Raw genomic sequence first — 10,787 nt, forward strand, 5'->3', positions numbered from 1 at the left:
TTATCTCAAGGAATGAGATGTTAATATCATGGCATGGGACAGATTAGCACATCCGAGACGCCAGCTCTAAGTGGCATTAAGGTTCTCGACCGTTCGGTACTCATTCTCAAGTCTGTTGCAGAAACTCCACGCACCCTCGCCGAGCTCTGTGACGACACCGGCCTGCCCCGCGCCACCGCCCATCGGCTGGCCACGGCGTTGGAAGTACACCGCCTTGTCACCCGCACTCCGGACGGCCGCTGGACGACGGGCCCCGGCCTCACCGAGATCACGCCTGTCACAACCGACCTGCTTGCCGACGCCGCAGCGCACATCCTGCCGAAGCTAGTAGAGGTAACCGGAGAGTCCGTGCAGCTCTACCGTCTCACCGGCGATACCCGCACCTGTATTGCCTCCATGGAGCCCGCCACCGGACTGCGCAACACCGTGCCAGTTGGCTCTCGCATGCCGCTAACCGCCGGCTCCGCCGCACGTGTTCTCCTGGCCTTTGGCCCGGCCAACCTCGCTGAGCGAATGCTTCCCGACGCCGACTTCAACCAACAGGACCTCGACGACTGCCGACGTCTCGGCTGGTCCGAGTCCATGGGTGAGCGCGACCCCGCACTTGCCTCCGTCTCCGCCCCGGTTTTCGACAGCAACCAGCGCATGATTGCAGTCCTATCCGTCTCCGGCCCCGTGGAGCGCATGACTCCGTCGCCCTACGAATGCTGGGGCGCAAAGGTTCTCGGCGCCGCTGAAGAGATGAGCTCCCGACTGTAATGCCCGCTTACCGTCACCTTGTCCTTCTTCTGTCCATGTTCGCGGCGGTCGGTTCGTCCGTCGTTCACATGGGTGTGCCTTTTCTCATCCCATCCCTACAGGAAAACGGCTTAAGCCTCTCCGCCGCCGGCCTCGTCGCAGCAATGCCGGCGGCCGGTATTGTCTTCACGCTCATCGCCTGGGGCTGGTTTGTCGACCGCTATGGCGAACGCGCAGCTCTGTTCGCCGGCCTGACCTCTACTGCCTTAACGACGGGGCTTGCGGCGCTAGCTTCGTCGTCAAGCCCGGCTCTGCTCGGGGCCACGCTCTTTCTCGCCGGGTGTGCGGCGGCGAGCGTGAATTCGGCATCCGGCCGCGTGGTGTCGGGCTGGTACCCACCGCATCAGCGCGGCACTGCGATGGGCATTCGCCAAATGGCTCAGCCCCTCGGCGCTGCACTATCAGCGGTAACCCTGCACCCTCTCGCGCAGAATTACAGCATCGGAGTCGCACTCGCGATGCCCGCAATCCTGTGCGCCGTGCTGGCGTTGCTTGTACTGATAGGCGTGAAGAATCCCCCTCGCCCTGATGCCTCGAACCCCACCGTCACGGCCAGCCCCTACCGGGACGGCAAGTACCTCGTGCGCATCCACATCGCCTCGGCGCTGCTGTCCTGGCCGCAGTCGATGATGGGTGCCTACATTCTGGTGTGGTTGCTGTCTGTGGGGTACTCCGATGGCACGGCGGGCACAATTGTGATGGTCTCGCAGCTGCTCGGTGCCGGATCGCGAGCACTGATGGGTGTGGTCTCTGACCGAGTGCGATCTCGCATCCGCCCCTACCGCTGGGTCTCGGGTGCGACCTTTGTTTTGGCTGTCGCAATGATGATTGCCAGCTGGGCTGATTGGCGCACGCTTGGAACTTTGCTGGTCTGCGCACTGGCCGTTGCTGTGGTCAGCCCGAATGGACTCGCCTTCACCGCAGTTGCTGAATACGCAGGCCCCTTCTGGTCCGGACGCGCTATGGGTACGCAGAACACGTTCCAGAGCATTATCTACGCTGCAACGCCTCCGGTTTCGGGTGCGATTGTGGCCGCTGCGGGCTTCCCCGCGCTGTTTGCCGTCACGGCTCTGTTCCCCGCCGCCGCGCTGGGTATTGCGCCACGAGAAGACCAGAACCGCAACGGGCGGGTGCGGGTCGAGCTTGACTAGCTAGCTCCGCGCCCACCAAACAAATCGAGCCACGCACGCGCACCAGTGCACAGCCAGCAAACACAGCAGCCCAGCGCTGGCCACGTATAGCCACTGCACGCCGGTAATGTCACCCAGGCTGTGCGTACCAAGACTCAGAGTGCCCACGGGGAAGGTTGCACCCCACCAACCAGGGCTGTATCCGGCCCAACTGATTACGGCGCGGGTGAATCGTCGTAAAGCGATGGCGGCGAGGAAGACACCGACAATGAGCACAGCGGTGCCGTAAGCGACAGCGGAGGTTCGGTTGAAAAGCAGCTGCGCAGCGGCCGTGGACTGACCGACCAGCCCGAGCGGAATCCAGGCAGTACCGGCGATGGAATCGGGGATGCGCATGGCGCCAGAGAACAGCGCGACGTAGCAGCGTACGAAAACCGGCAGAACCGTAATCAGCGCCATCCAAAAGAGTATTTGTGCGCAGACGTGATAGAACGTGCCGTAGTCAACGCTCAGCTGTGCGCCACTTGTCGCCGCCACCATCGGGGCGACTAGCGCGAGGCCCCACTGAAAAGTTGGTTCGCCTTCGAATCCTCGCAGTTGGCGAAGGCTGACGTAGATTGCCAGCGGCGCACCGATCCACCAGGACATCAGCTGCCACGATGAGTTACTAGCTAGCGCAGTCGCAGCACTACCGAGAGCCATGATGCCCATCGAGAGCATGCCCCACGGCGCCATCAGCTTCGAGTGGAAAGGCGGGTTTCGAAGGCGCAGCCAACCGACCACTATGAAACCGAGAATGCCACCTGCCACGACGAGAAGCAGTTCCGGAACCACCGGCACATCATGAATGTGCGTAAGCGTGGCGAAGATGGAGGTGCCCATCAGCGATCCTGCCCACGCAGGCCCGGCGGGCGCAAGCACATCACTGCAAGGAGAGTTGGTCATGCCCATACCGTATTTGTTCTTGCTGCAGTCACCGCTATCACGAAACTCTGTGAGGGGTACCATTGACGCATGTACCCCTCCGCTGTGGCCGAACTCGAAGCACTTTTCACCGTCGCCCGTGCGGGGTCGATCTCGAAGGCCGCGCGTGAGCTCGGCACCAACCAGCAGACCATGTCCGCACGCATCGCACGGGCGGAAAGAGCGCTGGGAATCACCGTCTTCGAACGCTCCCCTTACGGCGTCTCACCTACAGAAACAGGGCAAGTGCTTATCGACGCCCTCCCAGATCTCCTCGCCGCCTGCCACAGGTTTTCGGGCATTGCCGCCAGCTTGCGTTCCGACAATGTTCCCCGCCACCTCACCCTTGCGGTGTCCAACACTGTCGCTGAGCTCTACTACCCCGGCTGGGCCGCAGAGTTCCACCGGCAACATCCCGCAGTCAAACTTTCGATGGTGCAGGCAAACTCCCGTGAGGTGCGGCAACTAGTAGCCGACAGTGCGGTGGACTTCGGGCTGGTAGAGGGCGAGGCTGGTCGGCACGACCTCGAAGAACGAATCATCGGCACCGACGAATTGGTCCTCGCCGTGCCGACTGGCCATCCGTGGGCTGAGCGGGCCGAGATATCCGCCGAGGAACTGCGCGCGACGCCACTCGTTATTCGCGAACCGGGTTCCGGCAGCCGACAGGTGGTGGAAGATGCACTGGGCACTCTCACCGAACCCGCCGGAGAATTTGGCTCCCTTTCAGCACAGCGCGCTGGAATGATTGCGCTGGCAGCGCCAACAATCATCGCCCGCGGCGCAATTCGCGATCAGGTAACGCTCGGGCGCATCGTCATCGTTCCCACCGACACCGTTTTTACTCGCAACCTCAGCGTGGTTATGCGTCGTGGCAGTAAAGCTAGTGGGGACATTTCGGAATTTATCCGCATTGCTAGTCCTATACTTAGCAAGCATGAGCAATTCGAATGATGAACTCTTTTCCTCCGACCGCTACGATGCCGGTATCCAAATCCGCCGCGAGGTAATGGGCGACGAATTCGTCGATGCCGCCCTCGCCCGCAATGCTGGCTCCGACGGAGAGACCCTGCAGAAGCACATCACCGCCACAGTCTGGGGTTCTGTCTGGAGCCGCGAAGGGCTGGCCAAGCGCGATCGCTCTCTGCTCAACATTGGAATGCTCGTCGCTCTGCGAGCCACCGAGGAACTGCGCGGCCACATCAAGGGCGCCCTCGCCAACGGTCTGACCCGCACCGAGATCACCGAAGCCATCGTCCACGCTTCCGGTTACTGCGGCGCACCGGCCGCACTGTCCGCAATGAAGGTCGCGCAGGAAGTGCTCGTTGCCGAGCTCGGCCCGCTTGACGACGACGATCAGTAGGCAGCCCACGGGCTCTCAGGCCCTGGCCTCCGCATTAGTACATCAGTGATGCGGCGCAGCAGCCACGACAATGGCAGGGCGATGGCTGTGGTGACAATTGCCACTGCCAACATCGAGCCCTGGAAGGTCTGATAACCCATCAAGCTCATTACCCAGTCCATGACCAACACGTGGACGAGGAAGAACTCGTAGGAGACCTCCCCCAACCACATCAAGGCTGGATGACGAAGCCACCTTACCTCCGTACCCAGCGCAATCGGGGCCACGAATGCGCCTGCGGACAAGCCATACAGCGTGGTCTTCCACAACGCCTGGTCGACATCATCCGGCACCAAGGTTGCTGGCCCCACGTGAGTGGTTGTGGATAGGAAAAACAGGACTAGCGCTATCAGCCAGCTGGCCGCCAAATTAACGCGCCAGCCAACTTTTCGCCCGTAGGCCAGCAGCATTCCGATGGCGAACCAGTCGAAATACGCCATCGGCCACAGCCGTGCCACTACCGGCAGCAGGTTTTCCTGGTGCGATAGCACAGTCCAGACCGGGCCAATGAGGCCAAAACCAATAATGATGGCCAACGTTGGACCAGGCCGTAGCCGCCCCTTTGTGATCGTCCAGATGCCAAGCCCCACCAGCGGCAATACCAAGTAGAAGCCGACTTCCACCACCATCGACCACATCTGCGACAAGCCCGGTGAATCCAGCCGAATTGGAGCGTCTGGGTAAACGACATCGTGCGCAACCAGCCCTGTAGCCCTCCACCCGATGGTGGCGGGTCATCTGCGGCATGAATGAGGAATGCCGCAGTAACCACAATCCAGTAGGCCGGCAGAACTCTCTTCGCGCGACTGGTGAAGTACTTCCGCAAGTCCGGTCGATTCGCAGGGACGTCGTCAGGCGAACCGAGCCAACGCCCTGTGAGCAGAAACGCACTGAGCACGAAGAAGATGGTGACGCCAATTTCGAATCGACCGTTGAGACGCCCCCACCAATCGTCCGTGTAATGTCCAGTCCAGAACGCGGCATGCGTAAGCAGGACACCGAACGCACCGATGGCTCGAATGCTGGTCAGCTCCGGAACGTAGGAGGACTTGGCCGAATTCATGCCAATATTTTATGACTGCAAACTACTTGGCGTGCTCGTTTTGGCACAAGCCCGGTCTACAAAATCTTGCTACCTCAGTACACACCCCGGAAACTGTTCTGTGACCAGCGAGGTTCAAATATTGATGCGGAAGGTCTGGTTCCCCTACCGTGCTCAGCAATCCTATCCAGCTAGCGGGGGCATTGTCCCAATCGCGAGTTGGAAATAAAAGTCGAAGTGCTTCTGCTTCTCGTAGAAGCGGAGGAAACACTCATGCTGAAAGCGGGTTACTTTTTGGGTATCCGTATGTCTATATACGGTAACGGGAATTGGGTTCTTGCCGTTTTTAAGACAGATCTAGACGATCATCATGTGAAGAAAGATTATGGTTTTTCCCATATTTTCTCTCGATAAGAACCATCGCTTCGAGAATTTTTACGATAACTCTATTAGTCGAGATGGAAGCGCATTTTTCTTCAGCTCGTCTTAGCTCTGGAAGGGTAGACTTTATCCATACTTTTGCTGCTGGAGCATTGTCTATCTCTTCTTCACGGAGAACTGACTCCAGGATGTCAATGACATCGTGGAGCGACAAGTCCGTTTCAGGAGGAAATTTTGCCATTGCATCTCTCCAGAGTTCGTGTTTCTTTAATGGTGAACCTAGTTGAGGGAAAAGCATGAAGAGAATAGCAGTTGCATCTATCGCTTCCTTTTTTCGCTGTGTTTTGGCCTAAGCGGAGTTGCTGCGGCATCGCCTTCTGCCGAAACAGCAAATGGCATGGCTGCCACTACTCTAGCCGGGAATGACCTATACGGAAGAGTAATCAGTGTGCACTTATCAGCGAACGACTGTGAGACGGCTAAGTTTCGGTACTGGCTTGTAACCGATGCATTTGGCTCAGTTACGTGCATCCCAGACCCTAATAACGATGGAGATTGGTTACTCATCACTACGTAAGCACGTTATACGCGTTATACGCGAGATTCTTCACTCGCGTATCTATGAACTGTGCCAACGAAGTACCCAGTTTCCTGTGCTATCGCTCGGATGGTTAGGCTCCTGGCACGTAGCTCGCGTACGCGTTGGCGTTTTTCAACTGCTCGAGCGAGATAGCTCGCTCTTGGCTCGCTTGTACAATTAGAAATTGCACGGGTAAATACTCCGGTTTTTCAGCAAGTTCCCGAACTGACCACCCCTTTCGTGGATAACCCGGATATCTATTTCTTGGATCCCTACTCATGGCCAGCCTCAATCCATTTGTCGGTTTCAGCTCTTCTTCCTTGACGTTTGCTACGAGATTCTCTCCCTCGTGCGCTTTGGATGGTGCTAAAGGTTTCTTCGTAGATTGCTGAGCCGTCTGCTCACATGCGTGAGCGGTTGACGATCCATCAGTGGATAGATCGGGCAATCTGGTCGACTTCGCGTGTGGAAAGTGGTCCGCTGAAGAGTTCTGGTTCATGGATTGCGCTGCGGTTTGGATAGCGAGACCAAGCCCATCGGGGTCGCCGAGGTGGTGGCGGATTTCGAGATAGGCTCAGGTGCGTGCTGATTCGAATAGTGCGCAGTTGCGGCCTAGCCCGACCAGATTTTGCAGCGGGTTTTCTTCCAGGACTTCGGTGGCATGAAGCCGGTTTCGGTCAGCCAGAAGGCTAGTTCATCAAGTGTGTAGAGTTCGACAGCGCTCAGAATATACTGCGCAAATGCGTGCACCGGCTGCAATCTCAGAGTCGAAGGTCGGACAAGAAGTACTCCTCGCTGAGCTCAGCTCATTTGAAGACAGCAATGAGTAGTGAGTCCACGGACTCGTAAGTTGACCTTCACATGCACGGTGCTACAGAAAAATCATCCGTGAAATTCACCGTCGGGGAACGCGTCAGCCCACGTGCTTTCATCCCTGCCAAGCGCATCAATAATCTTTTCAATGAGCCCGGCATGAGCCTTGATGTCGAGCGCAGGTGGATCCGGCATCGTAATACAGTCTCTCGGATTGAACGTATCGAGATACTTCTCAGCCCACGAGATCCACGGGCTGTCAGGCTCAATTCGCTTCACATATTCGAGATAGGAACACACCGCTTCAAACTTTTTTAACTCCTGAGAGCGCTGATACAACGCGTTGAAATAGAAATCCTTCGCGACAGTCTTCGCAGCGATTGGCTTAGCGAACTCATATTGCTTCGCTCGGAGCGCCCTCTCTCTGCCCGCAATCTCATAATCTGTCTTCTTCCAGAATTCTCGAATTTGATGCCACTTGAAATAGGCCTCAATGCCGTCGGCAAACGCTTCTGAGTTCTTCTTCGAATCACGAGCGGACATCCCTCGAAATTCAAGGACAAGTTGACCATTCGGGATTTTTTCCCAGAAGCGCCTCATCTTTTCGCCCTCGTGCCAACGGTTGTGATAATCGATTTCATCTTGTGTTGGCTCACGCTGCACACGGTTATATCTCTCGCGGAACTTGAGATCTTGAAGATCGAAATCAAAGCCGAGCTTAACTGCACGAAGCACTTTCTCTTTAGACCATGAGTCGTACCAAGTCTCTAGTTCTATCCGGCCACCGTTCAGTTCAATCTCTGTGAAGAGCACATGCAAAACTCGCTTAATCCGCAATTGCACATCGGAACTAAACTGCCTCTTGTAGTATCCAAACGCTTCGACAGCTTTCTTATTGTATTTCGCCACGCGTTTATCGCCACGTAAAATCTCCCTCCACCCAACCAGTTTCATTGGCTCAATAGAGATAACAGCGGCCTTGAATCGGGGCTTCTCCTGGCCATATACGTAGGTACTTCCTGCGTAGTCAAAAACGTGGCCATCTTCCAACCAAGACCTATCACGGGATAGTTTCGCCGCCGCCGGTAACCAGAAGTCGCGAATCTCACCGGCCGAGGCCACGATTGTGAAAACGTCGAGGTCTGACTCTCCAATACCATGGCGTATTCGAGCCATGTAAGGAGTTAAATCAACTTCAGGCTCGTCGGGTTTTGGCGTTGGTTTTGGTTTTCTCAATGTGGAGGGTACCGGTGGCTCCTTCGCCGCCGTGTTCTTCCGCCGCTTCTTATTGACTACAAGCGCTTCGGTACCGGCGTAAACCCTCTCACCACGTTTTGTAGCTACAGCCTTCCACTTATCACCGTGACCTGAAATCTTGACTAACTTGTGCCCCTCTAGCATGCGCGCTGTATTCTTATAAAATTCATGCGGAGGGTCACCGGCGCAACCATCCACGATCCATCCAAGAATCTTCTTCTGTCTGCTGGTTAGCTCTTTCGCAGCCATACCTCTATTGTCACCCACCCCAATAGCAGCGAAAAAGAGTTTCTTGCTGCTAACCCTGTAATTGTCATGGAATAGGGTTGAAGGACATTTGAAAAGGCAAAATCCCGATTCGCATTCAGCCGAATCGGGATCCCGTGTCGCAAATTCCGTTTTCATGAACTGTCTAGGTCAGAAAAGCGAAACTGCCACTTTGTACCCCGTACGGGATTTGAACCCGTGTTACCGCCGTGAGAGGGCGGCGTCCTAGGCCGCTAGACGAACGGGGCTTAGAACTTTTCATCCGCGCGCTGCGGACTTGTTAAACAATACACTAGACGTGGATAGTAACTGCAAATCCGCAGGTTAAGGCATTAAATCCCTAGCGTTTTCGCATTGTTGGCCAGCTCGTTTGCAAGCTCCGCTTCATCCATTTTTCGCAAGGCCGCAACCTCGGCGACAGTTTCCCGCAACGCAGCGACTACCTCTGCAGCGACCGCTTCCACCGCGTCACCGCTTCCAGGCTCGCGCGGAAGGTCTGTCTCCAGCAAGAGCCTATCGACGGGCACCTGCGACACATAGGCCCGTCCGCGCTTTGTCCGCAACATGAGCGGGTTGACGGAGATATAACCACCGGCGCGGATCAGCCGCGTCAGTTCATCGCTAGTGCCACCGAAGCGGTGAAAGATGGGCACGAAGGTCTCGCCTGGTGCGACGCTGGAGCTGGTGTCCAAACGTGGTTCGATTAGGCCAAGCACCACACCAGCACTCCGAACCGTGTGAATGGACAGGATATGTGACAGGCTCGAGGCTTGGACAGCATCCAGGATGCTGGTAAAGACATGGATTTGAGTCTCGGCAGAAACGTCGTCAAGCCTGCGGGGCGCGAAGTCCAAGCCAATCTCGCCGATGAAGCGAGTGCGAGGGAGGGCCGCGCGAAAAATCTCGAGCTCTCGCTCATAGTTGCCATCGATGTACCACGGGTGATAGCCCACGGCGGCCATGGGCAAGCTTTCACTCTCTAGCTCGACAAAGCCGGAGGGCCGGACCGTCTGCGCGATAATCTCTACACCCTCCCGTGCAAGATCAGCCTTAAAACGCTCGCGCGAATCCTGTGGCAGGAAGTCGTAGTGAAAGTGGGTATCGATGAACCGCATTACTTTTCCGTCGGTGGCTGGCTATCGTCGGCTGGACCGCCGATTCGCGGGGCCAGCGGGGTTTCCTCGAACCCGAGCAGACGGCGAATGACCTTTCCGGCCAGCATCTGCCCCATGATTGGCGGTATGTAGCTCATGGTACCGAGGGTTTCCGCTTTGGTGCCGCTGCCCTTGTCCGCAATGCGCACAGGCTCTTCGGATGAGTACAGCACTTCAAGACCGCGAATGCGTCGGCGGATACACACCTGACGGACGACCTTCGCCAGCGGACAGACCTTTGTCTTATTGATTTTTGAGAAGGTCAGCCGAGATGGGTCGAGCTTATTTCCGCCGCCCATAGCGGAAATGAGGTGGATGCGATTTTCCGCGCACCACTGCGCGATCTCAATTTTCCCGGTGACATCGTCGATAGCGTCGATGATGTAATCCGGACGCGGGAACTTCTCGAAGGTCTCTGACAGGTTTTCGCGTGTGAGAAAAATCTGGCGGGCATAGGTCGTACAATCCGGGTTGATATCGGCAACCATCGCCTCCATAACCTCGGCTTTGACCCGACCAATCGTGGAGACAAATGCCAGCGCCTGACGGTTGAGATTGCTCGGCTCCACGACATCGCCGTCAATCAAGATGAGGTTGCCCACGCCACCTCTCGCGAGAGCTTCGGCACAACTCGACCCCACGCCTCCGAGTCCGACAACCATGACGGTAGATTCAGCCAACGTTTCCAGCCCCTCCTCCCCTAGGAGAAGCTTCAGTCGTGCGAAACGTTCACTGGTCATAGTCACCTCTGGTCATAGCGGCCTCGATTCTTAAAAAACAAAAACTCCCCAGCCAACTGACTGGGGAGTAACTTTGTACCCCGTACGGGATTTGAACCCGTGTTACCGCCGTGAGAGGGCGGCGTCCTAGGCCGCTAGACGAACGGGGCTTAGAACTGAATTCAACTCAACTAATCAAGTTAGTTAAGCAAGCGAATTCCGCTGGCCTACCAGGACTCGAACCTAGAATGACGGTACCAGAAACCGTAGTGTTGCCAATT

At 56.8% G+C, this 10,787-nt stretch carries 9 protein-coding genes, 2 tRNA genes and 1 pseudogene; 4 read left to right on the top strand and 8 right to left on the bottom strand.

The window, feature by feature from the left end:
- The first annotated feature begins 33 nt into the window (after positions 1-33).
- The gene (locus tag ADB08_RS05370) at positions 34-759 is read left to right on the top strand and encodes an IclR family transcriptional regulator (protein WP_049171587.1); all 726 of its coding nucleotides are present in this window, start codon (positions 34-36) and stop codon (positions 757-759) included.
- Positions 759-1,949, top strand: coding sequence for an MFS transporter (locus tag ADB08_RS05375; RefSeq protein WP_049171589.1), 1,191 nt, complete (start codon positions 759-761; stop codon positions 1,947-1,949). The genes ADB08_RS05370 and ADB08_RS05375 overlap by 1 nt, the downstream gene beginning before the upstream one ends.
- Here ADB08_RS05375 and ADB08_RS05380 read toward each other — a convergent pair whose 3' ends face one another.
- Positions 1,950-2,873, bottom strand: a complete 924-nt coding sequence (locus ADB08_RS05380; RefSeq protein WP_065421654.1) for a TDT family transporter — start codon at positions 2,871-2,873, stop codon at positions 1,950-1,952.
- Between the two features lie 69 nt (positions 2,874-2,942).
- Between ADB08_RS05380 and ADB08_RS05385 the strand changes: the two genes are divergently transcribed.
- Together ADB08_RS05385 and ADB08_RS05390 are read left to right on the top strand one after the other, a co-directional pair.
- On the top strand, positions 2,943-3,845 hold the full coding sequence (locus tag ADB08_RS05385) for a LysR family transcriptional regulator (protein WP_049171594.1): 903 nt from the start codon (positions 2,943-2,945) through the stop codon (positions 3,843-3,845).
- Positions 3,829-4,254: a carboxymuconolactone decarboxylase family protein gene (locus tag ADB08_RS05390; RefSeq protein ID WP_049171597.1), complete on the top strand. Its 426-nt coding sequence runs from the start codon at positions 3,829-3,831 to the stop codon at positions 4,252-4,254. The genes ADB08_RS05385 and ADB08_RS05390 overlap by 17 nt, the downstream gene beginning before the upstream one ends.
- Here the strand turns inward: ADB08_RS05390 and ADB08_RS11890 are convergent.
- The 7 genes and pseudogenes from ADB08_RS11890 to ADB08_RS05420 form a co-directional block, all read right to left on the bottom strand.
- Positions 4,248-5,305 (bottom strand): annotated as a pseudogene (locus ADB08_RS11890) (acyltransferase family protein). The gene ADB08_RS05390 and the pseudogene ADB08_RS11890 sit on opposite strands and share 7 nt — an antisense overlap.
- Before the next feature lie 376 nt (positions 5,306-5,681).
- Positions 5,682-5,957, bottom strand: a complete 276-nt coding sequence (locus ADB08_RS11490) for a hypothetical protein (RefSeq protein WP_141747121.1) — start codon at positions 5,955-5,957, stop codon at positions 5,682-5,684.
- A 1,221-nt stretch (positions 5,958-7,178) separates the two neighbouring features.
- Positions 7,179-8,615 carry a hypothetical protein gene (locus ADB08_RS05400; protein WP_049171601.1) on the bottom strand — a complete coding sequence of 479 codons (1,437 nt, stop codon included), beginning with the start codon at positions 8,613-8,615 and terminating at the stop codon, positions 7,179-7,181.
- A gap of 193 nt (positions 8,616-8,808) precedes the next feature.
- A tRNA-Glu gene (locus ADB08_RS05405) sits at positions 8,809-8,881 on the bottom strand.
- An 84-nt stretch (positions 8,882-8,965) separates the two neighbouring features.
- Positions 8,966-9,748 (bottom strand): TatD family hydrolase, encoded by a 783-nt coding sequence (locus ADB08_RS05410; protein ID WP_049171604.1) that lies wholly within the window; start codon positions 9,746-9,748, stop codon positions 8,966-8,968.
- Entirely contained in the window at positions 9,748-10,527 is a 780-nt protein-coding gene (locus ADB08_RS05415) for a tRNA threonylcarbamoyladenosine dehydratase (protein WP_049171606.1), read from the bottom strand. The genes ADB08_RS05410 and ADB08_RS05415 overlap by 1 nt, the downstream gene beginning before the upstream one ends.
- 76 nt (positions 10,528-10,603) lie before the next feature.
- Positions 10,604-10,676: transfer RNA gene (locus ADB08_RS05420), tRNA-Glu, on the bottom strand.
- Between the last annotated feature and the right edge of the window lie 111 nt (positions 10,677-10,787).

The sequence above is a fragment of the Corynebacterium sp. 239_CJEI genome (assembly GCF_001055995.1).
Classification (GTDB): Bacteria; Actinomycetota; Actinomycetes; order Mycobacteriales; family Mycobacteriaceae; genus Corynebacterium; species Corynebacterium jeikeium_D.

What these genes read in the sequence shown, in the direction of transcription:
- ADB08_RS05370 (WP_049171587.1), top strand. Translation starts at nt 34, where the DNA reads ATGGGACAGATTAGCACATCCGAGACGCCAGCTCTAAGTGGCATTAAG.
- ADB08_RS05375 (WP_049171589.1), top strand. Translation starts at nt 759, where the DNA reads ATGCCCGCTTACCGTCACCTTGTCCTTCTTCTGTCCATGTTCGCGGCG.
- ADB08_RS05380 (WP_065421654.1), bottom strand. Translation starts at nt 2,873, where the DNA reads ATGACCAACTCTCCTTGCAGTGATGTGCTTGCGCCCGCCGGGCCTGCG.
- ADB08_RS05385 (WP_049171594.1), top strand. Translation starts at nt 2,943, where the DNA reads ATGTACCCCTCCGCTGTGGCCGAACTCGAAGCACTTTTCACCGTCGCC.
- ADB08_RS05390 (WP_049171597.1), top strand. Translation starts at nt 3,829, where the DNA reads ATGAGCAATTCGAATGATGAACTCTTTTCCTCCGACCGCTACGATGCC.
- ADB08_RS11490 (WP_141747121.1), bottom strand. Translation starts at nt 5,957, where the DNA reads ATGGCAAAATTTCCTCCTGAAACGGACTTGTCGCTCCACGATGTCATT.
- ADB08_RS05400 (WP_049171601.1), bottom strand. Translation starts at nt 8,615, where the DNA reads ATGGCTGCGAAAGAGCTAACCAGCAGACAGAAGAAGATTCTTGGATGG.
- ADB08_RS05410 (WP_049171604.1), bottom strand. Translation starts at nt 9,748, where the DNA reads ATGCGGTTCATCGATACCCACTTTCACTACGACTTCCTGCCACAGGAT.
- ADB08_RS05415 (WP_049171606.1), bottom strand. Translation starts at nt 10,527, where the DNA reads ATGACCAGTGAACGTTTCGCACGACTGAAGCTTCTCCTAGGGGAGGAG.